The 24920-nt window shown below is 34.2% G+C and carries 22 protein-coding genes and 1 pseudogene; 16 read left to right on the forward strand and 7 right to left on the reverse strand.

All coding sequences use genetic code 11. From position 1 onward, the window contains the following. Window positions 1-288: 288 nt before the first annotated feature. The gene (locus NBE98_RS04350) at window positions 289-1311 is read right to left on the reverse strand and encodes an ABC transporter substrate-binding protein (RefSeq protein ID WP_250812946.1); all 1023 of its coding nucleotides are present in this window, start codon (window positions 1309-1311) and stop codon (window positions 289-291) included. Between the two features lie 825 nt (window positions 1312-2136). Between NBE98_RS04350 and NBE98_RS04355 the strand changes: the two genes are divergently transcribed. From NBE98_RS04355 to NBE98_RS04380, 6 genes are all read left to right on the forward strand, one after another. Further along, the gene (locus NBE98_RS04355; RefSeq protein ID WP_250812947.1) at window positions 2137-2631 is read left to right on the forward strand and encodes a mannose/fructose/sorbose PTS transporter subunit IIB; all 495 of its coding nucleotides are present in this window, start codon (window positions 2137-2139) and stop codon (window positions 2629-2631) included. A gap of 116 nt (window positions 2632-2747) precedes the next feature. Next, window positions 2748-3725: a mannose/fructose/sorbose PTS transporter subunit IIA gene (locus tag NBE98_RS04360; RefSeq protein WP_250812948.1), complete on the forward strand. Its 978-nt coding sequence runs from the start codon at window positions 2748-2750 to the stop codon at window positions 3723-3725. A 37-nt stretch (window positions 3726-3762) separates the two neighbouring features. After that, window positions 3763-4569: a PTS mannose/fructose/sorbose transporter subunit IIC gene (locus NBE98_RS04365; RefSeq protein ID WP_250812949.1), complete on the forward strand. Its 807-nt coding sequence runs from the start codon at window positions 3763-3765 to the stop codon at window positions 4567-4569. Window positions 4570-4588: 19 nt separating this feature from the next. Continuing rightward, entirely contained in the window at window positions 4589-5500 is a 912-nt protein-coding gene (locus tag NBE98_RS04370) for a PTS system mannose/fructose/sorbose family transporter subunit IID (protein ID WP_250812952.1), read from the forward strand. A gap of 140 nt (window positions 5501-5640) precedes the next feature. Continuing rightward, entirely contained in the window at window positions 5641-6021 is a 381-nt protein-coding gene (locus NBE98_RS04375) for a DUF956 family protein (RefSeq protein WP_250812954.1), read from the forward strand. Between the two features lie 454 nt (window positions 6022-6475). Then, window positions 6476-9259, forward strand: coding sequence for a sigma-54-dependent transcriptional regulator (locus tag NBE98_RS04380; protein ID WP_250812956.1), 2784 nt, complete (start codon window positions 6476-6478; stop codon window positions 9257-9259). 98 nt (window positions 9260-9357) lie between these two features. On the opposite strand, the gene NBE98_RS04385 is transcribed toward NBE98_RS04380, so the two are convergent. Further along, window positions 9358-9765 (reverse strand): GreA/GreB family elongation factor, encoded by a 408-nt coding sequence (locus NBE98_RS04385; protein ID WP_250812959.1) that lies wholly within the window; start codon window positions 9763-9765, stop codon window positions 9358-9360. Window positions 9766-10078: 313 nt separating this feature from the next. On the opposite strand from NBE98_RS04385, the gene NBE98_RS04390 reads away from it, so the two are divergent. The 6 genes from NBE98_RS04390 to NBE98_RS04415 all read left to right on the forward strand — a co-directional run bounded on the left by NBE98_RS04390 (window position 10079) and on the right by NBE98_RS04415 (window position 17019). Beyond that, window positions 10079-11056: a peptidoglycan recognition protein family protein gene (locus NBE98_RS04390; protein ID WP_250812960.1), complete on the forward strand. Its 978-nt coding sequence runs from the start codon at window positions 10079-10081 to the stop codon at window positions 11054-11056. A 234-nt stretch (window positions 11057-11290) separates the two neighbouring features. Further along, entirely contained in the window at window positions 11291-12706 is a 1416-nt protein-coding gene (gene treP, locus NBE98_RS04395) for a PTS system trehalose-specific EIIBC component (protein WP_250812961.1), read from the forward strand. A 78-nt stretch (window positions 12707-12784) separates the two neighbouring features. Next, the gene (gene treC, locus NBE98_RS04400; RefSeq protein ID WP_250812962.1) at window positions 12785-14449 is read left to right on the forward strand and encodes an alpha,alpha-phosphotrehalase; all 1665 of its coding nucleotides are present in this window, start codon (window positions 12785-12787) and stop codon (window positions 14447-14449) included. 35 nt (window positions 14450-14484) lie between these two features. Beyond that, on the forward strand, window positions 14485-15198 hold the full coding sequence (gene treR / locus NBE98_RS04405; protein WP_250812963.1) for a trehalose operon repressor: 714 nt from the start codon (window positions 14485-14487) through the stop codon (window positions 15196-15198). A 175-nt stretch (window positions 15199-15373) separates the two neighbouring features. Continuing rightward, window positions 15374-15625, forward strand: a complete 252-nt coding sequence (locus tag NBE98_RS04410) for a hypothetical protein (protein WP_250812966.1) — start codon at window positions 15374-15376, stop codon at window positions 15623-15625. 200 nt (window positions 15626-15825) lie between these two features. Next, on the forward strand, window positions 15826-17019 hold the full coding sequence (locus NBE98_RS04415) for an acetate kinase (protein ID WP_250812968.1): 1194 nt from the start codon (window positions 15826-15828) through the stop codon (window positions 17017-17019). 76 nt (window positions 17020-17095) lie between these two features. Here the strand turns inward: NBE98_RS04415 and NBE98_RS04420 are convergent. Next, window positions 17096-17386: pseudogene (locus NBE98_RS04420) on the reverse strand (glutaredoxin family protein); the annotation flags it as partial. A gap of 367 nt (window positions 17387-17753) precedes the next feature. Between NBE98_RS04420 and NBE98_RS04425 the strand changes: the two are divergent. Both NBE98_RS04425 and msrA read left to right on the forward strand, forming a co-directional pair. Next, window positions 17754-17939 (forward strand): hypothetical protein, encoded by a 186-nt coding sequence (locus NBE98_RS04425; RefSeq protein ID WP_250812976.1) that lies wholly within the window; start codon window positions 17754-17756, stop codon window positions 17937-17939. Between the two features lie 16 nt (window positions 17940-17955). Further along, complete coding sequence (gene msrA / locus NBE98_RS04430; RefSeq protein ID WP_250812978.1) at window positions 17956-18429, forward strand: peptide-methionine (S)-S-oxide reductase MsrA; 474 nt, start codon at window positions 17956-17958, stop codon at window positions 18427-18429. 35 nt (window positions 18430-18464) lie between these two features. On the opposite strand, the gene NBE98_RS04435 is transcribed toward msrA, so the two are convergent. From NBE98_RS04435 to NBE98_RS04445, 3 genes are all read right to left on the reverse strand, one after another. After that, window positions 18465-18644 carry a hypothetical protein gene (locus NBE98_RS04435; RefSeq protein ID WP_250812982.1) on the reverse strand — a complete coding sequence of 60 codons (180 nt, stop codon included), beginning with the start codon at window positions 18642-18644 and terminating at the stop codon, window positions 18465-18467. A 91-nt stretch (window positions 18645-18735) separates the two neighbouring features. Beyond that, complete coding sequence (locus NBE98_RS04440; protein WP_250817471.1) at window positions 18736-20127, reverse strand: MATE family efflux transporter; 1392 nt, start codon at window positions 20125-20127, stop codon at window positions 18736-18738. Continuing rightward, window positions 20123-20575, reverse strand: a complete 453-nt coding sequence (locus tag NBE98_RS04445; protein WP_250812984.1) for a MarR family winged helix-turn-helix transcriptional regulator — start codon at window positions 20573-20575, stop codon at window positions 20123-20125. The genes NBE98_RS04440 and NBE98_RS04445 overlap by 5 nt, the downstream gene beginning before the upstream one ends. Before the next feature lie 204 nt (window positions 20576-20779). Here NBE98_RS04445 and NBE98_RS04450 point away from each other — a divergent pair, with 204 nt between their 5' ends. Next, window positions 20780-22018 carry an EAL domain-containing protein gene (locus NBE98_RS04450; RefSeq protein WP_250812986.1) on the forward strand — a complete coding sequence of 413 codons (1239 nt, stop codon included), beginning with the start codon at window positions 20780-20782 and terminating at the stop codon, window positions 22016-22018. 139 nt (window positions 22019-22157) lie between these two features. Here NBE98_RS04450 and rocF read toward each other — a convergent pair whose 3' ends face one another. Next, complete coding sequence (gene rocF, locus NBE98_RS04455; protein WP_250812988.1) at window positions 22158-23057, reverse strand: arginase; 900 nt, start codon at window positions 23055-23057, stop codon at window positions 22158-22160. A gap of 182 nt (window positions 23058-23239) precedes the next feature. Here rocF and NBE98_RS04460 point away from each other — a divergent pair, with 182 nt between their 5' ends. Continuing rightward, complete coding sequence (locus NBE98_RS04460; protein WP_250812990.1) at window positions 23240-24901, forward strand: glutamine--tRNA ligase/YqeY domain fusion protein; 1662 nt, start codon at window positions 23240-23242, stop codon at window positions 24899-24901. The last annotated feature ends 19 nt before the right edge of the window (window positions 24902-24920 follow it).

The following is a 24920-nucleotide window of genomic DNA, read 5'->3' on the forward strand; positions in this document are numbered from 1 at the left end:
TGTGGCTATGAATATGGTTCCATAGGAGAATGGATGTACAGGAACATGTGTGGTATAAATCCTGTATAAGATATACCTGGGTTTAGAAATCAAAATTATCGCCAAAACCACATGGAAGCTTAGCGTTTGCAAAGGCAATATTCAATTTTCTTTGTAGAACTTTTAAAAATGGATGAAAACTGAAAAACTTTGACTGTGAATTAAGAAAGAAATCAGTAAGTATTTCATAAAAATAGGAAATAAAGAACACCTTACAAATGGCATACCGAACTCGGTATGCCATTTTATTTATTTCACATCTTTTATAGCTTTCTCAGCAAAACTGTTATTTACTATCTTGCTGTAAGGTGGTCTTTCAGTTATCAAGTCAGCTTTGTAGGATTGGATAATATCCATAAGTCTTGTCATATCTGATTCTTTTAACACTAGATTAGGAGCATAAGCTTCAATAGCCTTATAGTTCTTAATAACACTAACTATAACTTCTTCATCTGTGCCAGGGAAGAAGGACTTAATGGATTTAGCTACATCTGCTTCTGTATTCTTTTGAACCCATAACTGTCCCTTATAGATAGCTCTTGTGAACTTCTCTATGACTTGAGGATTCTTTTCAATATATGATTTTGTTGCATAGAAACATGTGTAAGGTATAGTACCTGCTTCAGCACCAACAGAAGCCACAACATAACCAGTATTATCTTTTCTCAGTAAACTTGCGTTAGGCTCGAACAAAGCTGCATATTGAGCTGTTCCGCCTTTGAAGGCTCCAGTAACTGCTGCAAATGCGATGTTTGTTATCATGTCCAAATCCTTGTTTGGATCAATTCCCTTATTTTTCAAAACATATTCAAGTGCCATTTGAGGGACTCCACCAGGTCTTCCGCCTAGAAGTTTTTTACCTCTTAAGGTTTCCCAATTAAAGTTCTTTTCATCCTGCCTAGAAACTATGAAGGAACCATCCTTTTGAGTAAGCTGTCCAAATACTACAGGATAATCCTCACGTTTTTGATTGTAGATATAAATTACCTGCTCAGGCCCTGAAAAACCAATATCAACATTGCCGCTTAAAACCTGCTGCATTGTCTTATCTGCGCCTTCTCCAGTTGTGAGGTCGATTTCGATTCCTTCTTCTTTAAAGAAACCTTCGCTAATTGCTGCATACATAGGAGCATAGAAAATGGAACGGGTAACTTCGTTTAGTCTTACTTTAACAGTAGTTTGGGAACTCTTACTGGTGCAGCCGCTAAACAAGGTTGCTATAAGTATAAAGGAAAAAATTAAAGAAAATAAAGTGAGCTGTTTTTTTCTCATATGAAAACCTCCAATAAAAAATATGAACATACTTTATAGTATGATTTGGAGGTGAATTTTGCTAATAATTATTAGTAGTTCGCTTATTTATAATTTATTGATCACGAACAATACTTCCATAATCATTAGCTTAGAACCTAAGGTAAAAAATATAGATTAACTTTGAATAAAAGAGCATCCAGCTTAAACTTGACGATTTTTCAATGAGGTTAATATAGCAGCTTCAGTAGATCCTGTGAATTTATAAAAATACTAGTGTATTAATAAAACTTTTAAGTGTATCAGAAAAAGAGCATAGGATAGAATTCCACAATACTATGAGTATTAAAATAATCATACACGCAGGATGCTGTGAAAAGAATAGCTTTGTTCATAAGCGCCTTTAGGGTGTAAACTTGAAAGGATACTGATTAAAGGTGTTATGTATTTAAAAATATAATAAAACTTACCTATAAAGGAAACTATATATTTAAAGATTCTTTAAATATTATGCCAAATGAAGAAGAAACTCGTTATATTGTAGAAATATCAGAATAAGTATATCAAAATGGTTTGAAACAAGAATAAAAGTGTATCAAAGTTCATAGAAAGCGTATTAAAGAAAAAGATTACAATAACTAAAATTAAATGTTAAACCATTGGTACATATAGCCTTAAGCAATTTAAGAGTATTTAATACACTTTATTGGCATGACATTTGCTATTAATTGATACATAGAAGTTTTTAAGTGTTGAAGAACTTTTAAATATAGCTAAAGCAGCGCTAGTCAAGGGATAAACTCGCCAAAAAAACTTTATTACAAAGTGAAGAGGATGATTTATAAAATGAAAATTGTTTTAGCAAGAATTGATGACAGATTAATACACGGACAGGTAGCAACAGTTTGGTCAAAAGAAACAAAATGTAACAGAATAATAGTATGCAATGACAATGCCGCTAATGATTCTCTTAGAAAAATACTTTTAGTTCAAGTTGCCCCACCTGGAATTAAAGTAAGCGTAGTAGAGATTGAAAAGGCAATAAGAGCATACAAAAATCCTATGTATGAAAATGACAGAGTTTTGTTTTTATTCACTAATCCAACAGACGTAGTTAAAATGGTTGAAGGCGGAGTAGACATAAAGAGTGTGAATATAGGGGGCATGTCTTTCAAAGAAGGAAAGACAATGTTGACAAACTTTATTTCAGTAGATGATGAAGACATTAAAATGTTTCTTAAGCTAAAAGAACTTGATGTGGAATTAGAAGTTCGAAAAGTTCCCGCTGATCGAAAACATAATCTGTTTGAGTTAATTCAGAAAAAAAATCACAATCATTAATTTTGGTTACAGGTTCCTTAGAACTTATTTATAAATTTTACTGTAACATATGAAAAATAGGAGCATAGAGATTAATAAGCTTTATGCACCTAATAGGAATACGAGGAGGTATAAAGATGGTAGGAATTATTCTTGCTAGTCACGGAGAATTCGCTAAAGGCATCTTGCAATCCGGTACGATGATCTTCGGAGAACAAGAAAACGTGCAAGCTGTTACGTTGCTGCCTAGTGAAGGTCCTGATGATTATAAAGCAAAATTGAAAGATGCAATTGCATCCTTTGAAAGCCAAGATGAGGTTTTATTTTTAGTTGATCTTTGGGGCGGTACACCATTTAACCAAGCCAGCAGTCTATTTGAAGAACACAAAGATAAATGGGCAATCGTAGCCGGCATGAATCTGCCAATGGTGCTTGAAGCTTTTGGATCACGTTTTTCAATGGAATCCGCACAGGAAATTGCAGCTAATATATTAAAAACATCAAGAGAAGGAGTTCAAGTTAAGCCTGAAGAACTGGAACCAGCAGATAAATCTAAATCGTTAGAAGCTTCGGCAGTTAAGTTCAATGCAGGTGCACCTGGATCCTTCGAATATGTTTTAGCTCGTATTGATTCTCGCTTGCTTCATGGGCAGGTTGCAACTGCTTGGACAAAAACTGTACAACCAACAAGAATTATTGTTGTGTCAGACTCAGTAGCTAAAGATGAGCTTCGTAAGAAACTTATACAGCAGGCTGCTCCTCCAGGAGTTAAAGCTCATGTTGTTCCAATTGATCATATGATTAAACTTGCAAAAGATAAAGAGCATTTTGGTGGACAACGTGCAATGCTACTTTTTGAAAATCCACAAGATTTACTTAGAGCGGTAGAAGGAGGAGTACCACTAAAGACAATTAATGTTGGTTCTATGGCTCACTCTATAGGTAAAGTGCAACCAAACAAAGTTCTTGCTTTTAATCAAAATGATATAGATACTTTTAATAAGCTAAAACAGGCAGGACTTAATTTTGATGTTCGTAAAGTTCCGAATGATTCAAAAGGAAATATGGAAGAAATCCTTAAAAAAGCACAAGAGGAATTAAACAAAGTAAAATAATCTAACTATTTTAGATAAATAAGGAGGTTCAATAATCGTGACTCTAAGTATAATTCAAATAATGTTAGTCATAATTATAGCATTTCTGGCTGGTGTGGAAGGTATCCTGGATGAATTTCAATTTCACCAACCAATAGTTGCCTGTACTCTAATCGGATTAGTTACTGGTAACTTAGTACCGTGCCTAATTTTAGGTGGTACTCTTCAAATGATTGCCTTAGGCTGGGCAAATATAGGTGCTGCCGTAGCACCTGATGCAGCCTTAGCATCTGTTGCATCCGCAATCATTCTGGTTCTTAGCGGACAGGGTGAAGCAGGCGTTTCTTCCGCTATAGCTATTGCTGTTCCACTTGCAGTTGCAGGATTATTATTAACAATTATTGTTCGTACTATTGCTACTGCCTTTGTACATTTTATGGATGCTGCGGCTAAAGAGGGAAATTTCAGAACAGTTGAAGCATGGCAAATTGCTGCTATTTGTATGCAAGGTGTACGTATTGCAATTCCAGCAGGCCTTATAATAGCAATTGGTGCTAATCCAATTCGTGCATTACTTGAAGCCATGCCAACTTGGTTAACAGGAGGACTCGCAATCGGTGGTGGAATGGTTGTAGCTGTTGGTTATGCAATGGTAATAAACATGATGGCTACCAGAGAGGTATGGCCGTTCTTTGCAATTGGTTTTGTATTAGCAACTGTTTCACAAATTACTCTTATTGGACTAGGTGCAATTGGTGTAGCTTTAGCTCTTCTTTACATTTCGCTTAGTAAACAAGGCGGTTCAGGTAATGGCGGAAACTCAAATACTGGTGATCCATTAGGTGATCTTATAGATAGTTACTAAGAAGGGGGAGAGCAGGAAAATGTCAAAGGAATTAAAATTAACAAAAAAAGATCGTATTTCTGTTTGGTTGCGTTCATTTTTTCTTCAAGGATCTTGGAACTATGAAAGAATGCAAAACGGTGGTTGGGCATTTGCAATGATTCCGGCAATCAAAAAATTATATAAGACTAAAGAAGAACGTGCAGCTGCATTAGAACGTCACTTGGAGTTCTTTAATACTCACCCATATGTAGCTTCACCAGTTATTGGTGTAACATTGGCTTTAGAGGAAGAACGAGCAAATGGCGCGCCAATCGATGACATAACTATTCAAGGTGTTAAGGTTGGTATGATGGGGCCCTTAGCTGGTATCGGAGATCCAGTTTTCTGGTTTACTGTTAGGCCGATTTTAGGGGCACTAGCTGCTTCACTTGCATTAAGTGGCAACATCCTTGGACCAATTATATTTTTCTTTGCTTGGAATATTATCCGTATGGGATTTATGTGGTATACGCAAGAGTTTGGTTACAAAGCAGGCTCTCGTATTACTGACGATTTATCTGGTGGTTTACTACAAGATATTACAAAAGGTGCATCCATCCTTGGTATGTTCATTTTAGGCTCCTTGGTTAACAGATGGGTATCTGTTGGATTCAAACCTGTAGTATCCTCCGTTAAGTTAAGTGAGGGTGCTTACATTGATTGGAACAAGCTTCCTGCTGGGGCTGAAGGTATTAAAGAAGCTCTGCTTCAGCAAGCAGCTGGTTTGTCCTTAACTGATACTAAGATTACAACCTTACAAAGCAACTTGGATTCATTGATTCCCGGACTTGCAGGATTAATAGTGACACTTATTTGTATGTGGTTACTTAAGAAGAAAGTATCTCCAATTATTATTATCCTTGCACTATTCGCTATTGGTATTGTATTCCACTTAATTGGCTTAATGTAATATTTTATACTCAGCCTAGGCTTATAGCCTGGGCTTTTGTTAAATTTTATTTATGTGGTTTTTTACCAATGGATCCTTATTTCCTTTAAAAACATATAGATAGAAACAATGTGTGTAAAACTAGAAAAGAGGTAGAGCGTATGATTCAGTCACTCAATACAAAGGTGGATCTAGTAATTGATGCAACAGCTTTTACGGGACTAACAGATTATGGTAAAGTCATGGTTGGTGACAAGGGTTTTGAGTTTTATAATTCTCGAGATTCTCGAAAGTTTATTCAAATTCCTTGGGAAGAGGTGGACTATGTTATTGCATCTGTACTTCTAAAAGGAAAGTGGATTCCGCGATATGCCATCCAAACAAAGAAAAATGGTGCCTATACTTTTTCTTCTAAAGAACCAAAGACAGTGCTTCGTGCTGTTTCAAAATATGTAGATCCAAGTCATATGGTTCGTTCGTTAGGTTTTTTTGATGTGGTGAAAAGAGCGTTGCAATCGAGATTTAAGAAAAGCTCATCTTAATCTCGTTGTAGAATAAGGCTTTTTTATTTTGGTGCTGTTCAAGAATAGTGTTGAAAATCCTTATGTTATATAAAGTTTAGGAAACTATCACTTCGTATATAAGACTAATAATTAAAATATTATTAATGCTTGTTCGAACATTTCTACAACTTAATATAACATGTAAAACAACATTATTCCTGAACAGCGCCTTATTTTTATCTCATGACCGATTAGGGTACACATTTTTAATAAAACATGCTATAATTGTATCAAAGTGTATTGATACACATTGATACAGTGCTGTTTTGTTATTGTTTTAGAAACTACAGGTGGCACAAAGATTAATGAACTTTGGGTACTGAAGAGGAATACAGGAGGCATAAAGATTAATAATCTTTATGTACCATAGAGGAATACAGGAGGCGTAAAGATTAATAGTCTTTACGTACCATAGAGGAATACAGGAGGGTTCATGAAACGAATAGATAAGATTTATAACTATCTTATGGAGAAATCTCAAGTATTAAATATAGAAGATTTAAAGAATAATAAAGGATTTAGTGCAAGTGAAATATCTGAGGCTTTAGGGATATTAAGAAATAACGTAAGTATGGAGCTTAATACACTATTAAGACAGAATAAAGTTCTAAGGATTAAGGGCAGGCCGGTATTGTATATTGACAAGACAGTGGTTGAAAAGCTTATGGGATTAAAACTAAAAGAGGGGCTCTGCGAAATAAAAGATTTTCAAGAATTAGTAAATGAAGAAAAAACTGAAGTAACAGACCAATCGCCTTTTAGTTCTCTTATTGGTGCTGATTCTGGATTAAAAAATCAGATTGAACAAGCTAAGGCTGCAATGCTTTATCCACCAAATGGATTACACACCTTAATTGTAGGACAAACTGGTGTAGGAAAAACCTTATTTGCTAATATGATGTACAGCTATGCTAAGTATGCTAAGAGACTTAAAGAAAATGCTCCTTTTATTGTTTTTAACTGTGCTGATTATTATAACAATCCCCAGCTTCTTATATCCCATATTTTCGGACATATAAAAGGTGCCTTTACTGGAGCAGAAAGCGAAAAAGAAGGAATAGTTGAAAAGGCTAACAACGGAATATTGTTCCTGGATGAAATACACAGATTATCACCTGAAGGCCAGGAAATGATATTTTATTTTATGGATACTGGTACCTTTAATAGATTAGGTGAATCTGAGAGAAAGAGAAAGGCTAATGTTTTAATTATTGGAGCAACTACTGAAGAACCTGGATCTTCACTGCTAAAAACCTTCGTAAGAAGGATTCCAATAGTGATAAACATCCCTAGCTTAGAAGATCGCCCAGTAAAGGACAGGCTTGATATAGTTAAATTTTTATTATCCAATGAGGCGCATAGAGTTAACAAAAGTATCAAAGTTGAGGCTGATGCAGTTAAAGCACTTATAGGAAGTGCTTCCTATGGTAACGTTGGTCAGATGAAATCCAATATACAACTTGTATGTGCTAAAGGCTTTTTAAATTGCATAGAGGATAAAGAATCCATAAATATTGAATTTAAAGCTCTGCCTTCAGATATTAAAAGCGGCCTTTTTAATATAAGTTCTAAAAGAAAAGAGCTGGAGGAAATATCGGAGTATACCAAATCTCATATGGTAATTTTACCCAATGGCAGTAAGAATCTAATACAAGGTGACGACTATGAACCGCCATTTAACCTGTATAAGATTATAGAAGATAAAGCTGCACTGCTTAAGGAAGAAGGAGTGGATGAAGAGTATATAAAGAACTTTATTACTACTGACATTAATATTCATATAAAATCTTTCTATGATAAATTTAAAAATGCTTCATCGGGTAGGAATAAGATTTTAGAGATAATTAGCGAAGATATGCTGCTGTTTTCTGAAGAAGTAAAGGCTTTTATAGAAAAGAAATTTAATAAAAAGTTAAGTGAAAGATTTTTATATGCACTAGGCCTTCATTTAAGCTCTTTTATTAAAAGAGTGGAATCTAAGAAACCCTTACAGTATGAAAACATTGAAGATATTATAAAAGACAGCCCAGAACAATTTAATATTGCCCTAGAGATTAAAAGGCTTTTTGAAGAAAAATATAATATTCTAGTACCGGAAATGGAGCTAATTTACTTAACAATACTTTTAAATACAACTGACGATAATCAAAATACTGAGCATGTTGCAGTAATCGTAGCAGCGCATGGGACAAGTACCGCAAGCAGTATGGTAAGTGTTACTAGGAGATTACTAGGTGAAGGCATTGTTGAAGCTATAGATATGCCCCTTGAAATTAGCCCTAAGAAAGTATTAGATGAAATAATAGAAAAAGTTAAAGAAGTTAATGCTGGAAGAGGGGTTCTACTATTAGTAGATATGGGATCCTTGGCTAACTTTGATACCATAATTACGGATAAGACAGGTATTAAAGTTAAGACAATAGATATGGTTTCAACTGCTTTGGTGCTTGAAGCAGTGAGAAAATCTAATCTTTTTGATATGGATTTAGATACACTTTATGACTCACTAAAGGGATTTAAAGGATATGGAAATTTAATAGCAGAGTCAAAAAAGGAAGAAGATAAGGAAAAAGCAATAATTACCATATGCTCCACCGGTGTTGGCACTGCAGAAAAGTTAACAGAGTTGGTAGCAAATGTAATTAAGAGTTTAACTGATGAAACAATTAAGATTATCCCAGTTAGTGTAAAAGATTTAAATAAAAAGGTTGAATCGCTTAAGGAAAAGTTTAGTATAATTGCCTCAGTAGGCATCTTAAACCCTAATATTGAGTCGCCTTTCATCTCATTAGAAGCGTTAATTGGAGGCAATGGAGAGGAAGTAATAGCTGGTATTATTAAGAACAACCATATAAAAATAAACCCAAAACATACAAATACAGTTGTAAAAGACTTGTGTGAGGATAGCTTAAAACAATTTTTAACTTACCTAAATCCAAGTAAAATAATTGGTGTATTGATGGAATTCTTAAGTGTATTGGAGAATAATCTTAAAAAGAATTTTGATAATGCAATGAGAATAAGGATTTTGGTACATGTAGGTTGTGCTTTAGAGAGAATGGTTATAAAGGATGGTTTAGTCTACAAACAGGAAAGAGATAGCTACAACTTATTAGCATTAAAATGTCTTGAAGCAGCAAATGAAGTATTTAGAAATTCCTTAAATATTGAGTTAAGTAAGGATGAGTTATTTTATATTTGTGACATGCTAGAATAATGTATTAATTCAAACCAGGCATATAGCACCTGGTTTTTTTCGTCCATGATATTTAATGAGCACAAAACAAAAGAGCTATCGGCATACTCCGATAGCTTTTACAAGTCATAATATCCAAGTGCTTCTGGTTGAAAAAGCACTTTCTTTACTTCAATTTGTGCTGTTCCTTTTGGTACATTCCATTCTATAATATCACCTTCTGAATAACCAAGAATTGCTGTTCCGATAGGTGACAATATAGAAATCTTATTTTCTATAATATCAGCTTCACTAGGATACACGAGAGTAACTTCTTCCTCAATACCTTCCATTAATAATAAAACCTTTGAATTCATAGTAATAACATTGCTCGGCAGCATTGAAATATCAGTAACAGTAGCTCTAATAATTTCTACCTCAAGGTCTTTTAAATTTAAGTTATCGTCTAAACTTTCAAATTTAGCCTTATTAATTATTTTTAATAGCTTGTCTTTGTCAGGCTGAGTTATATATATTTTTCTAGACACTATTATCCCTCCATTACTAGAAACTATAAAATGTATGCGGTTATGCCTTTTCTTATACCAGTTAAACTTACAAAAATAGTGTAATCCGTTTAAATGTTATGGTTTTATAGTTTACATTATTACTAATATACACCATTTTTGGTGCATACTCAAGCAAATTGAAATATTAGCCATGAAATATGGAGGAATTACATATATTTTACAATATAAATGAACAAAGTGAAAATTAGGCTTAGCTATAGCATATATTTTATCAGCAATACCAGGTTAGCTGCATAGTATATGATATAGAAATAATAAGCGAGGTGAGAATATGGCTTATACAATTACTCAGAGATATATTTCAAAAAACAGATCCTATAAGCCTTTAAATGCCGTAGGTACTGTCCTTCATGAAACAGCTACACCAGGTGCATCTGATGAAGATGAATTTCGATATTTTGATAGCGGGGCAGGTGGAAGAAGTGTTTCTGTTCATGCTTTTGTAGATTATGACAGCATAACTCAAACTGTACCTTGGAATGAACAGGCATGGCATGCAGGAGGCACAGCTAATAGAAGTTATATAGGGATAGAGCTGTGCAACTATAATGATAGAGACAAATTTGAAGAGATTTGGAAAAGAGGAGTTTGGCTTTTTGCTTGGCTGCATGTTAATATTATTAAAGATACCACAATAACTAAAGATACTTTAATGTCACACGCAGAAGTGAGTGATAGGTGGGGAGAAACTAACCATACAGATCCAATTGCTTACTTTGCAAAGTATGGAAGAACTGTTGATATGTTTAGGGATGAAGTGCAAAAGGAAATATATGCTATGCTTAATATCACTGAACCGTCAGAACCACCTATAGTAGAACCTGAACCAGAAACAACTCCAAGTCCCGGTAAGGTGGCTGGAGCTGACACAGGCACTTTAGAACTTCAAATAGTTCTAAACCTATTAAAAATTAGAGATAATAATGGTAATGCATTAGTTGAAGATGGAATTCATGGTAGAAGGACAGGAGAAGCAGTTAGAAGATTACAAAGGATTGCAGGCATAGGAGTAGATGGGATAGCAGGTCCTAAAACTTTAGGCGCAATAAATACAATACTAGCTAAACCGCTCTTAAGAGCTGGTTCAAGAGGTATTGCTGTAAGATACATTCAATCTAGAGTTAATACTGCAGTTGATGGTATATTTGGACCTAATACGAAAGGTCAGGTAATTAGATTTCAAAGAAATAATGGTTTATCTGCAGATGGTATTGTGGGACCAAGGACATGGAGTAAATTAATAAGATAAGACAACGAGCAGCACACCTGCAGAATGATACTCTGCAGATGTGCTACTCTATTTTTATTATAAATAGGAAAATAGTTATAATAAAAAGTAAAATACATATTGACGGACATATACGTACAAGATATAATTTAATCATAGAACAACTTGTACGTATAAGTTAAAAGCATATGAAAATGTTTACTGATTAATGGAATAATTGTATTGTCCTTATAGAAAGAAAGAGGGGGTTATTATATGGGTAAGTTTAGTAATGATGCCAAAATACTTTTGGAGCTTGTTGGAGGTAAAGGAAATATTGCCGCAGTAACACACTGCGCTACTCGTATGCGTTTTGTTTTAAATGATGCGTCAAAGGCGGATGTTAAAAAAATAGAAGAAATGAAGGTAGTTAAAGGAACTTTTACTCAAGCAGGTCAGTTCCAAGTCATAATAGGTAATGAAGTATCAACGTTTTATAACGATTTTGTAGGAAGCTCTGGTATTGAAGGTGTAGATAAGGATGCAGCGAAGAAGGCAGCAAAACAAAATATGAATGTTCTTCAAAGGGCAATTGCTCACTTGGCAGAAATCTTTGCACCACTTATTCCAGCTATAGTTGTTGGAGGTTTAATACTTGGTTTCCGTAATATTATAGGCGATATAAAAATGCTTGAAGGCGGTACTAAGACTTTGGTTGAGGTTTCGCAATTTTGGGCAGGTACACATCACTTCCTATGGTTAATTGGTGAAGCTATATTCCACTTCCTGCCTGTAGGAATTACATGGTCAATCTCTAAAAAGATGGGTACAACTCAGATATTAGGAATAGTTTTAGGTTTAACTTTGGTGTCACCGCAGCTTCTTAATGCTTATGCTGTTGCAGGAGCTAAGGAAATTCCTGTATGGAACTTTGGCTTTGCACAGATAAAGATGATTGGCTACCAGGCACAGGTTATCCCTGCAGTACTAGCGGGCTTCCTGTTGACATTTTTGGAAACTAAGCTTCGTGATGCAGTTCCAGAAGCAATTTCCATGATAGTAGTACCATTTCTTGCACTTATACCAACAGTTTTAATAGCACATACAATATTAGGCCCATTAGGATGGAAAATTGGATCCTTTATATCCAATATAGTTTATTCAGGACTAACTTCAGCTTTTGGATGGCTATTTGCAGCAGTATTTGGCTTTGTTTACGCACCGCTGGTTATAACAGGACTCCACCATATGACAAATGCTATAGATCTGCAGCTTATGGGGCAGCTGGGTGGAACAAATCTTTGGCCAATGATAGCTTTATCAAATATTGCACAAGGTTCAGCTGTTTTAGCGATTATATATCTAAACAGAAACAATGAAGAAGAAAAGCAAATATCAATACCAGCCGCAATTTCTTGTTATCTAGGAGTAACTGAGCCAGCTATGTTTGGTATAAACCTTAAATATGTATACCCATTCTTAGCTGCAATGATAGGTTCAGGTATAGCTGCTGTTATATCTGTAGGTTCAGGTGTAATGGCTAACTCCATAGGAGTTGGTGGACTTCCAGGCATCTTATCAATAAAGCCTCAGTACATGGGTATATTTGCCTTAGCAATGCTGGTTGCAATAGTCGTACCATTTGTACTAACAATTTTCTTCAATAAGAGAAAAATAGTTGTAAAAAAATAGTTTTAAGAATAAAAAAGGAGGGGGATGCTTAAACTCCTTCCTTTTCTGCTTTAAAATATAAAACAAGAGGTGTACAGTATGAAAGACTTTAAAAAGAGCGTAGTTTATCAAATTTATCCTAAATCTTTTATGGATTCAAATGGGGATGGTTATGGTGACCTAAAAGGGGTTACTGAAAAACTTAATTATCTTCAGGACCTAGGGGTAGATTATTTATGGCTGACACCTTTTTACCATTCGCCTCAAAAGGATAATGGCTATGACGTTGCTGACTACTGCAGCATTGATCCTCGCTTTGGTACCATGGAGGATTTTGAAGTACTTGTAGCGCAAGCACGTAAGCATAATATAGAAATAATGCTGGACATGGTTTTTAATCATACTTCCACAGAGCACAAATGGTTTAAAAAGGCTTTGTCGGGAGATCAAAAATATAAGAATTATTATATCTTTAAAAAATCAAAGGATAGCGATGCACCTACAAATTGGAATTCAAAGTTTGGAGGGTCAGCTTGGGAGTATATTAAGGAATATGATGAGTATTATCTTCATCTATTTGATGTTACTCAAGCAGATTTAAATTGGGAAAATCAGCAGATCAGAGAGGAACTGTTTAAAGTTGTAAACTTTTGGCTTGATAAGGGTGTAAAAGGCTTCAGGTTTGATGTTGTAAACCTAATTTCAAAGCCGGATAATTTTGAAGATGATACACTAGGAGATGGCCGCAAATTTTATACAGATGGCCCAAGAGTTCACCGATATTTAAAGGAACTTAACAAAGAGAGTTTTGGAAAACAGGATGATGTTATAACTGTAGGTGAAATGTCTTCAACTACTATAGACAACTGTATTAGATATTCAAATCCTGAGGAAAGAGAATTATCAATGGTATTTAATTTTCACCATCTGAAAGTAGATTACAAAGATGGAGATAAATGGACTCTTATGAACTTTGACTTTAAAAAGCTTAAGGACATCCTCAACTCCTGGCAGGTTGGCATGGAAAAAGGAAATGGATGGAATGCTGTATTTTGGTGTAATCATGATCAGCCTAGAATAGTTTCTCGCTTTGGCGATGATAAAGTATACCAAATGGAATCAGCAAAGATGCTGGCAACGGCAGTGCATATGCTTAGAGGAACACCTTTTATATACCAGGGAGAAGAATTTGGAATGACAAATCCCTATTTTAGTAGTATTGAACAGTATAGGGATATTGAAACTATAAACTACTACAGCATATTAAAGCAGCAAGGAGTAGAGGAAGATAAAATAATTAAGATTCTACAGGCTAAGTCTAGAGATAATTCCCGTACACCAGTTCAGTGGAACAACAGTGCGAATGGGGGATTTACTACTGGAACTCCTTGGATATCAGTATGCAGCAATTATATGAATATCAATGCTGATAATGCACTGAAAGATGAGAATTCTATTTACTATCACTATAAACAGCTAATTCAACTTAGAAAAGAGCAAGATATTATAGCCTATGGAGATTATAAACCATTACTTGAAAATCACAAAAAAGTATATGCATATATGAGAAGCTATAAAAATGAAAAACTTATTGTTATAAACAATTTCTATGGCGAAAATACCTACATTGATCTAAGCGATGAGTTCAATTTTAAAGAATATAAAAGTAAAATATTAACATCAAATTATAGGGATTCATCTGAAAAATTTAGTAAAATAAGTTTAAGACCCTATGAGTCTATAGTGTATCATCTTGTGAAATAGACTTGGAAGTGGTAAAATAGCAACGGTGATGAATTATGGATAGCAAATATTTTAGTATTTATAATGATTTTGTTGGCAGAATCGAAACCGGATATCTTGAAGCTAATTCAAAGCTTCCTTCTGAAAGTGAATTGATGGAAGGTTATGGTGTCTCAAGAGATACTGTTAGAAAAGCTTTAAATCTTCTAGAGCAAAAGGGGTATATACAAAAGCTGCAAGGAAAAGGTTCTTTTGTATTGGATATAAACAGATATGATTTCCCTGTATCCGGATTAATAAGTTTCAAAGAACTTGCACAAAAGATGAATATGAAAGCTAAAACAACTGTTAAAAAACTTGAGCTTTTTGAGCCGGATAGTTTTTTAAAAAACGATATGGATTTAGCTGAAGAAGGTAAGGTATGGGAAGTTATTAGAATAAGACAAATAGGTGATCAGAAAATTATTTTGGATAAAGACTATTTGAGTGAGAAATTTGTTCCTAATCTAACTGTTGATATATGTGAAAATTCTATATATGAGCATCTTGAAAAATCCTTAGGACTAAAAATAGGTTATGCAAAAAAAGAAATAACGGTTCAGGCGTGTACTGAAGAAGATAAGGCATATTTAGATCTAAAAGGTTATGACATGATTGTTGTTGTAAGGAGCCATGTATATTTAGAAGACACCAGTCTTTTTCAGTATACTGAATCAAGACATAGACCTGATAAATTTAAATTTGTGGATTTTGCAAGAAGAAGTTTATAAATCAAGGATAGTGCACTGTTTTGGAGTAGCTAGGAAACGCTTAGTTTCTTAGCTGCTTCTTTTGATTTTTTATTAAGAAGTGAGAACTTTAGTATTTTATTTGGCGAAGTATGGAAATATATGATTAATATATAGTATAATGTAGATAGAGATTTAAGCAAAGGGAGGGGTCAGCATGTTAAGGACAACTAGCTTGGCTGAAGCATTAGAATGCTTATACTTAAGAAAAAAGGCTATTGTAATAGTTTCGGATGACAAAAATAAATATGACTCGGAAATGTATATCCTTACAAAACTGCTGCAACATCAAGGTGTTAAGCTTAGTGTAGAAGACTTGGAAAAAGGAAACTATACGTCTGAGCAGTCAGTTCATGTAATATCTGCTTCAAGAAAAATTAAGTATTATTTAAAATTTGTTATATATTAAGTATTTTAACAGTATCAGGTTGGGAAGCACCGAAATATCAGGTGCTTTTAATTTATGTGTTAAAGAATATTTTAAAACACCAAAAATACACGGTTAATTATATACATATTAAGATATATGATATATAATATAAACTATGTGATATACAATATGTGATAAATAATATATAAATATAGTAATGCTAGGGAAGGGGAAAACATATGAAAATTTTAGTAATTAACTGCGGAAGCTCGTCTTTAAAGTATCAATTAATCAACATGGATAATGAAATGTGCTTGGCACAAGGCTTGGTTGAAAGAATTGGTATTGAAGGATCAACTTTAACTCAAAAGGTTGAAGGAAGAGAAAAGTACATCATTAAGCAGAGTATGCAGGATCATAAGGATGCAATTGAATTAGTATTAAATACTCTAGTAGATGAGATTAACGGAGTTATAAACAGTGTAGATGAAATTTCAGCTGTAGGACACAGAGTTGTTCACGGTGGAGAATTTTACTCAAGCTCAGTATTGATTGATGAAAAAGTTATGCAGGCTTTAGAGGAATGCTCTAAACTAGCCCCTCTTCATAATCCTCCAAATATTATAGGAATTAATGCGTGTAAAGCCCTTATGCCAAGTACTCCAATGGTAGCTGTATTTGACACAGCCTTCCATCAGACAATGCCTGAGCATGCATATATTTATCCGCTGCCTTATGAACTTTATGAAAATAATAAAATAAGAAAATACGGTTTCCATGGAACTTCACATAAGTATGTTTCACAGGTTGCTTCTGAAATGCTTGAAAAGAATATTAATGATTTAAAAATCGTTTCTTGTCATTTAGGCAATGGAGCAAGCCTAGCTGCTATAAAAGGAGGAAAGTCTATTGAAACAAGTATGGGCTTTACACCTCTTGCTGGTATTGCCATGGGTACAAGATCAGGAAACATTGACCCTGCAATAATAGCTTATATGATGGAAGAATTAGATTTATCTGTGGAGGAAGTAACCAATATACTTAATAAAAAATCAGGAGTGCTAGGAATATCAGGTATTAGCAGCGACTTTAGAGACCTTTGGGCTGCGGCTGAAACAGATAGGAGAGCGAAGCTTGCTTTAGATGTATTCCACTATAAAATAAGAGGTTTTATTTGCAATTATGCTGGTGTTTTAGGCGGAGTGGACTGCATCATATTTACTGCTGGTATCGGCGAGAATTCTTCAAAGGCAAGAGAAGCTTGCTGTGAAGGTTTGGAGTTTTTAGGAGTTAAAATAGACAAAGAAAAAAATAATACTTTTGGAAAAGCAGTCGATATAAGCGATAAGGATTCTAAGGTTAGAGTTCTTGTTATACCAACTAATGAGGAGCTTATGATAGCAAGAGATACAAAGGAAATTGTTAACGCTTAAGATTAACTTTAAATCTTGTTTAAATAAATAATATAAAGCAAGAGGAGCAGCTGCAGTTTGCAGCTGCTCTATATTTTTAGGTTGTTGTTTTAAATTCCTGACTGCAGCTTGGGCAAGTTACAGTAATTTTGCCTTTGCTTTTAGGAAGTCTAAGTCTGGAAGGACAATTTGGACAGTTTATAACTGTATAATCAATTAAGTTTTCTATTTTATTTGTATCTAGTCCTACCACAACATCATCGCCAATAATAAAGGCAGGAACACCTCTTACTCCACGCTTCATAAGTTCAGCTCTAGCTGATTGATCTAGGCTTATATTTTTTTCAACATAGCTAATACCTTTTTCTCGAAGATACATCTTCGCAGTATGGCAGTGCGGTCATGTACTTGAGGTATACATAATTACATTTTTCATATCAGATTCCTCCTTAATATATCCTTATATCATTATATTACAATATAATAAAATAATGCACAAGAAGCTTGTAAAATTTTATAGTGATATAAGAAAATCTTGTATAAGGATTATTTTGGTAGTATACTAACATTACAAATTAAGAATAAAGGGTGGCTGCACACCAGTGCTTAGGGTGCAAATATGTATGTTAACAATGTAAAAGATAGCAGAAATAAAGGATTAGTTTTAAGTTGGAATGTAAACAATATAATACATATAAGTTAGTCGCTGGCACCTGAGTTGAGGTGCCTTAGCTATATAGAATGGAGTGTGCTAAATGGAAGTTCATATATTTTTAAAAGGGCAAAAAGAACCGGTAGTTTATACTGGGGATAGAATAGATGTTTTGGATTTTGAGATGAATGGAATTAAGTATAAGCAGATAAGATACTTTAGAAAAGGCTTTAGCAAGAGCGAGCTTGTGGAAGAAAATCTTATAAATAAGATACAAAATAAGCTGTAGAAAAGGGTATGATGATATGAAGGAAGTAGTTCTAGCAGGAGGCTGTTTCTGGGGAGTTGAAGAGTTTTTTTCACGAATAAAAGGGGTAGTTGAAACTGAAGTAGGTTATGCTAATGGCAGAACACCGAATCCAACTTATGAAGAGGTATGTTATAAAAATACTTACTATGCTGAGGTGTGCAGGATAAAATACGATGAAACAAAGCTTTCTTTACAAAAACTTTTAGAGAGATTTTGGACTATAATAGATCCAACTGCGCTTAATAGACAAGGAAATGATATTGGAAGCCAGTACAGAACTGGAATATATTATATAGACCAAGATGATTTGCAAGCAATAATACAAAGCAAAGAAAATGAGCAGAAAAAGTATGAGAAAAAGATAGTAACTGAAATTAAGTCTTTAGAAAATTACTATAAAGCAGAAGAGTATCATCAGCGTTATTTAAAGAAGAATCCAGGCGGATACTGCCATATAAGACTTGATTGAGCTGCAGGGAGTTGTAATCTCTCTGCAGCTTCTTTTTATTTTTCTACAGGCTTGAAACGAATCAATTTATTAACTATGGAATAAGTGTAGTGAAAAGGTTGATTTTGAATTTCTACTGACAAAGTATTGTCTGAGAAATCTGTAACTTTTACTTCATCTTCTCCAATGTCATAAGTTTGACAAAATAAAGTCTTTATATCCTTTTGGTTATTCATTGGTAAAATCTCCTTTAAAATATAATATCTTGTGATAATAGTATTTGCTTTTTTCCATAAATTATTATTTAAATTAATAAAAAAGAAGAGTCTATAAAGACTCTTCAACTAATTTTGAATTTTCAGTTGAGCTTTCATGAGCATCCTTTAAATGCTTCAACTCTCTAAACAAGAAAAATGATGTTAATACTGATGCTGTAGCATCTGCAAGTGGCCCTGCAAACCAAATACTTGTTAAGGTTCCAAATATTCTTGGCAATAGAACATAAAGCGGAATCAGTAGTAAAACCTGTCTCAGCAGACTTAAAAACATTGATATTTTAGCTTTCCCTATGCTTTGGAAGTAGTTAGTGCTTATTATTTGAAAGCCTATTATAGGAAGCATGAACAGGTAAATTCTGATACCTTTAGAACCAATAGCTACCAGCTCAGTATTATCATTAAACAGCATAATAGCTTGAGGTGCAAAGATCTGAACAAATATGAAGCCCACAACAACTATTGATGTAGCAGCAAATATTGCATACTTAAGTGTAGCTATGACTCTGTCATATGCTTTTGCACCATAATTATATCCTACTATTGGCTGGAAGCCTTGATTTATACCAAAGATAGGCATCAAGAACAATGTCGAAATACTGTTTATAACAGTCATTGCACCAACTGCTAAATCCCCTCCATAAGTTAGAAGGGATTTGTTTGCAGTTATTGAAACTACACTGGCAGCCAGCTGCATCGCAAAAGGAGACATTCCAATTGCAAAGATTGTTTTAACAATACGAGCATCAAGCCTAAAGTTGCTTACTTTAAGCTTAAGGTTGCTTTTACCTGTTAAGAAATAGCTTATAACCCAAGCAGCTGAAACAGCTTGAGAAATAATAGTAGCCAAGGCAGCACCCTTTACACCCATATTAAACGTAAATATGAAGATTGGGTCTAAAATTGTGTTTAATACAGCACCTATAAGCATTGTTGAAGCAGCTCTTTTAGGGTTTCCTGAGGCTCTTATAGCATGATTCATTGAAAAAGCTGTAACATTAAATATAGTACCAATAAGTATAATTACAATATAATCTTTTGCATAACCAAAAGTATTTTCGCTAGCGCCAAATATAAGAAGAAGCTTATCTACTGATAACAAACCAACTATTGTTATAATAATTGAGAATAAAATAGACAGTACAAAAGCGTTTCCTAGTATATGTTCCGCCTCATCTTTTTTCTTTTGACCAAGTCTTATGGATATAGTAGCTGCTGCCCCAATACCTGAAAGCATGGCAAATGCCATTATAACTGTCATTATTGGAAAGTTTAAGCCTACACCAGTAATAGCATATTGGCCAACCCCCTCCATCTTTCCTATATAAATTCTATCTACTATGTTGTACAAGGCGTTAACAAGCATTCCAATTATAGCTGGGATAGAAAAGCTCATTAAAAGCTTCGGAATACTTTCATTTGCTAATCTTTTTTCTCTATCAATCATTTACATTCTCCTTTCGTATTATCCTATTTTTATTTTTTACCATCCTTTGAAGAAAAGTTAGAGCTAACTCTTTTTCTTCTTCAGTGAAATCAGAAGTTAAAGTATCATTCCATTCATAAAGTATTTTAAATACTTCATTAGCAGTTTGTCTGCCTTCTTCAGTAAGATATACTTTATAAGCACGCTTGTCTTTTTCATCAATCATCCGCTTTATATAGCCCTCATCTTCAAGCTTTTTAACTGCCTTAGCTGTAGTGCCTTTGTCTATAAAGAGTTTGCAGCTCATTTCTTCTTGTGTAACGCCTCCATTGTGGTACAAGAAAAGTAGAAAAGGGTATTGCCCGCTGCCTATATTGTATTTTTCGAATTTATGATTAAAGAACACGCTACCGGAACGATAAAGTATGGAAATGTACTTTCCCATGGTTTCTGTATTTTTTGTCATTTGTAACTTCACCACCGGTTATAATAATAGTTGCATTTGCAACTATTATTATAAGTCATATATATGTATTTGACAACAGGTTTTATATTCTAAGTCCAAATCTATTGTAGACAAAACGTCATATTTGAAGGTAAGATTAAATTAGGAATAAAAATATATAATATATTTGCTTTAATTATTTGATTAGAATTGAAGGTGCTTTAAATGCAGGAAGTAACTAGCGATATATTGAACTATATAATTGAGGAGGCTGCCATAGAGGTTCACTATCAGCCAGTAGTATCTATAGTAAAAAAGTCAATTATAGGGCTGGAGGGGCTAGGCAGAGGTGTGTATCAAAACGAACTTATTGACCCTCTACCATTATTTAAAAAAGCTTCAAAAGATAAATGCAGCTTGAAATTAGATAGGCTATGCAGAGAAAAAGCTATAGAAAACTTCTTAGAAGTTTACGGCAAATACAAAGATATGCTTTTATTTTTAAATGTGGACGGCTCAACTATGACAGATGAAATGGCGGATTCTGGTTTTTTACTCAATTTGGTTAACAAATACAACATAAAACCTGAAAATATTGTTTTAGAAATTGTTGAATCTAAAGTTAGCAATGTGCAGGCCTTGGCAGCTTTTGTAAACAACTATAGGAGTTATGGCTTCTTAATAGCTTTGGACGATGTAGGTTCAGGACGATCTAATCTTGACAGAATTGCGATTACCCAGCCGGATATCATCAAAATTGACAGAGTGCTCGTTAAGGATGTTCATGTAGACTATTATAAGCAGGAAGTTTTTAAGTCATTAGTTAACCTGAGTAAGACTTTAGGGGCAATGGTAATTGCTGAGGGTATTGAAACTGAAGAAGAGGCTCTTAAGGCTGTAGAATTAGGAGCAGATATGCTTCAGGGTTTTTATTTTGCTACACCTCAAAAGATAACAAGCAGCATGATAAAAACCTTTAATCAGCCAATAAGAAGAGTTGCAGCACATTACTCAGATTATCTTGCAGAAAAAATAAGACTTCAAAAGCTTAAGCACAAGGAATATGAAGAGGTTGTTAAAGTAGCTCTAGCTGACATAAGTCAGGTTGAGGAGAAGAGATTTGATTTTAAGCTGCTCAACATCATTAATTCTTATAAGATATTTGAATGTGTATATATATTAGATACTTCGGGGATTCAAGTGACTGATACAGTATCTGCCTATGGAAACTATTCAAAACATAAAAATCTTATTTTCAAGCCTGCGAAAAAAGGAGATGACCACTCACTTAAAAAGTACTTCTACTTCCTTAAAAATATGAAAGTCAGTAAATATCTTACTGAACCATATATATCAAATGCGACAGGAACCCTATGCGTAACTATGTCCTGTGTATTTAAAAATATTAATAATAAAAAATATATTCTGTGTGTTGACTTAAACCCAGAGATTGTATACAATTAGAAACAATTTGCGTCTCAAATTTAAAGTTATGTTAAAATTAGAGATACATATATAAAAGGGATTTTTGATCAGTTTTCTGCTCAAAAACCCCTTTTATGTCTTCTAAGTAGTTTATTTTAGTAGTGCATCTCTTAATATTTTATTGCATATGTTTAAAGGTCCAATCAAGAAGATCTATTGCCAAGTCTGCAGTAGTATCGTTTCTATCTAAAAGAGGATTTAGTTCTACGAAATCCATTGATTTCACGAGTTTTGTTTCAGCAAACATTTTTAAAAGTGTTTCAGCGTCTTCGATGGACATTCCATCGGCAACAGGTGTACCTGTTCCCGGAACAAATTTTGCATCTATGAAATCTAAGTCAAAGCTTAAATGAATTGCATTGATGTTTCTAGCTTTTATATCATTTATAACTTCATTAACTACATGTTCAAGACCATATTCGTGAATTCTTTTTGCAGTATAAACATGAAGCTGTTCCCTCTTAATAAGGTCATATTCTCCCTTGTCTAAATCCCTTGCTCCAACGATAAATACATTTTCATGGTCTATTTTTGGCCCTTTGTAGTACACATCCGTCAAGTCAGGAAAGCCTATTCCCATAGCCTTAGCCAAAGACATTCCATGAACATTTCCGCTTTCACTTGTCTCATGAGTGTTTATGTCTCCATGAGCATCCACCCATACTACTGCAAAGTTTTCAAGAGCTCTGCTTACTCCAGCAACGCTCCCAAGTCCAAGAGAGTGGTCGCCACCAAGCACTAAAGGAAAACTGCCGGCTTTTATTGAAGAGTATACAATATGAGCGAGATTATTGTTAACCTGAACTATAGGTTCAAGATACTTCATCTTTGGGTGAGAAAAAAACTTGTTATATTCTTTCACATTAGGCACGAATAGGTCGCCAAAATCGAAAACTCTATGATTATGTTTCCCTATTACCTCTACAACCTTCTTCTCTCTAAGCTTATCAGGACCATATTCAGGACCGCGTTTGTCTGCTCCATAAAAAATTGGAACTCCAATTATGCTTACATCCATATATATTACCACCTTAATTTTTAGTTAAATATGTATCCTTATTATGCCTCTTATTCTTTAAAATAACCCTTTTCAATACATAGCCTGGCAAAATAATAAATCTAAATAATTAGGGCAAAATATAGAAAAATATGTATGATTATGATATATTTATTTAAGAAAAATGCAAAAGGGTGATGATTATGGAAGAAAAATGTACTACAACAAACTTTATAAGAAATATTGTTATAGAGGATTTAGAAATAGGAAAGCATCAAGAGATTATAACTCGTTTTCCTCCAGAACCAAATGGCTATTTACATATTGGTCATGCAAAGTCTATAGTTTTAAATTTTGAATTAGCAGATGAATTCAAAGGAAAGACAAATCTTAGATTCGATGACACCAATCCAGTTAAAGAAGATACAGAATATGTTGAATCCATAAAGGAAGATGTTAAATGGCTAGGCTTTGAGTGGGATAGTTTATTGTTTGCATCAGATTATTTTGATGAAATGTATAGCAGAGCAGTTCTTTTAATTAAAAAAGGCAAGGCTTTTGTGTGCGATATGACTCCAGAGGAAATTAGAGAAAGTAGAGGTACTCTAAAAGAACCTGGTAAGGAAAGCCCATATAGGAATAGAACCGTTGAAGAAAACCTTGATTTGTTTGAAAGAATGAGAAAAGGTGAATTTAAAGATGGTGAGAAGGTTTTAAGGGCTAAAATAGATATGACCTCTCCTAATATAAACATGAGAGATCCAATTATTTATCGTATAGCACACGCTACTCACCATAATACTGGAGACAAATGGTGCATATATCCTATGTACGATTATGCACATCCAATAGAGGATGCTATTGAAGGTGTAACTCACTCCATATGCACACTGGAGTTTGAAGATCACAGACCACTATACGATTGGGTAGTTTATGAGTGCGAAATGGATGATAAGCCAAGACAGATTGAATTTGCAAGGTTGAACTTAACTAATACAGTAATGAGCAAGAGATTCTTAAAATCTTTGGTAGATCAGGGGATTACTGATGGCTGGGATGATCCACGTATGCCTACCATTGCAGGTCTTAGAAGAAGAGGTTATACACCAGAGGCAATTAGAAATTTCTGCAGAGAAATAGGTGTATCAAAGGCTAATAGTCTTGTTGATGCACAAATGCTGGAGCATTTTATTAGAGAGGATCTGCATGCAAAAGCTCCAAGAACTATGGGAGTAATAAGACCATTAAGGGTTGTTATAACTAACTACCCAGAAGGTCAAGTTGAAATGCTTGTAATAGAAAACAATCCTGATGATTCAACCGCTGGAACAAGGCAAGTACCATTTTCAAGAGAAATATATATTGAACAGGACGACTTTATGGAGGAACCTCCAAAGAAATACTTTAGATTATTCCCTGGCAACGAAGTAAGACTTAAGGGAGCATACTTTGTAAAGTGCAATGATTTCATAAAGGATGAAAATGGTAATGTAGTTGAGCTTCACTGCACCTATGATTCAGAAACAAAGAGCGGTTCAGGCTTTACAGGAAGAAAGGTTAAAGGAACCATTCACTGGGTTGATGCAAAGCATTCAATTCCGGCAGAGTTCAGACTTTATGATAATTTGATTATAGAAAATGAAGAAGGAGAGGATAAATCCTTCCTTGAAAGAATAAATCCAAACTCTATGGAAATACTTCAAGGCTTTGTTGAAGAAACTATGAAGCAGGCTAAGCCTCAGGATAAATTTCAGCTTTTCAGACACGGCTATTTTAATGTAGATACTAAGTACACTACTGAAGAAAAACTGGTATTTAACAGAATTGTATCCTTAAAGAGTTCTTTTAAATTGAATAAAAAATAAAAAATAAGCGCTGACATTA

This window comes from Clostridium swellfunianum, assembly GCF_023656515.1.
GTDB classification, from domain to species: Bacteria; Bacillota; Clostridia; order Clostridiales; family Clostridiaceae; genus Clostridium_AT; species Clostridium_AT swellfunianum.

Excerpts from the sequence above, each read along its gene's own strand:
- NBE98_RS04350 (WP_250812946.1), bottom strand. The coding sequence starts at position 1,311 with ATGAGAAAAAAACAGCTCACTTTATTTTCTTTAATTTTTTCCTTTATA.
- NBE98_RS04355 (WP_250812947.1), top strand. The coding sequence starts at position 2,137 with ATGAAAATTGTTTTAGCAAGAATTGATGACAGATTAATACACGGACAG.
- NBE98_RS04360 (WP_250812948.1), top strand. The coding sequence starts at position 2,748 with ATGGTAGGAATTATTCTTGCTAGTCACGGAGAATTCGCTAAAGGCATC.
- NBE98_RS04370 (WP_250812952.1), top strand. The coding sequence starts at position 4,589 with ATGTCAAAGGAATTAAAATTAACAAAAAAAGATCGTATTTCTGTTTGG.
- NBE98_RS04375 (WP_250812954.1), top strand. The coding sequence starts at position 5,641 with ATGATTCAGTCACTCAATACAAAGGTGGATCTAGTAATTGATGCAACA.
- NBE98_RS04380 (WP_250812956.1), top strand. The coding sequence starts at position 6,476 with ATGAAACGAATAGATAAGATTTATAACTATCTTATGGAGAAATCTCAA.
- NBE98_RS04390 (WP_250812960.1), top strand. The coding sequence starts at position 10,079 with ATGGCTTATACAATTACTCAGAGATATATTTCAAAAAACAGATCCTAT.
- treP (WP_250812961.1), top strand. The coding sequence starts at position 11,291 with ATGGGTAAGTTTAGTAATGATGCCAAAATACTTTTGGAGCTTGTTGGA.
- treC (WP_250812962.1), top strand. The coding sequence starts at position 12,785 with ATGAAAGACTTTAAAAAGAGCGTAGTTTATCAAATTTATCCTAAATCT.
- treR (WP_250812963.1), top strand. The coding sequence starts at position 14,485 with ATGGATAGCAAATATTTTAGTATTTATAATGATTTTGTTGGCAGAATC.
- NBE98_RS04410 (WP_250812966.1), top strand. The coding sequence starts at position 15,374 with ATGTTAAGGACAACTAGCTTGGCTGAAGCATTAGAATGCTTATACTTA.
- NBE98_RS04415 (WP_250812968.1), top strand. The coding sequence starts at position 15,826 with ATGAAAATTTTAGTAATTAACTGCGGAAGCTCGTCTTTAAAGTATCAA.
- NBE98_RS04425 (WP_250812976.1), top strand. The coding sequence starts at position 17,754 with ATGGAAGTTCATATATTTTTAAAAGGGCAAAAAGAACCGGTAGTTTAT.
- msrA (WP_250812978.1), top strand. The coding sequence starts at position 17,956 with ATGAAGGAAGTAGTTCTAGCAGGAGGCTGTTTCTGGGGAGTTGAAGAG.
- NBE98_RS04435 (WP_250812982.1), bottom strand. The coding sequence starts at position 18,644 with ATGAATAACCAAAAGGATATAAAGACTTTATTTTGTCAAACTTATGAC.
- NBE98_RS04445 (WP_250812984.1), bottom strand. The coding sequence starts at position 20,575 with ATGACAAAAAATACAGAAACCATGGGAAAGTACATTTCCATACTTTAT.
- NBE98_RS04450 (WP_250812986.1), top strand. The coding sequence starts at position 20,780 with ATGCAGGAAGTAACTAGCGATATATTGAACTATATAATTGAGGAGGCT.
- rocF (WP_250812988.1), bottom strand. The coding sequence starts at position 23,057 with ATGGATGTAAGCATAATTGGAGTTCCAATTTTTTATGGAGCAGACAAA.
- NBE98_RS04460 (WP_250812990.1), top strand. The coding sequence starts at position 23,240 with ATGGAAGAAAAATGTACTACAACAAACTTTATAAGAAATATTGTTATA.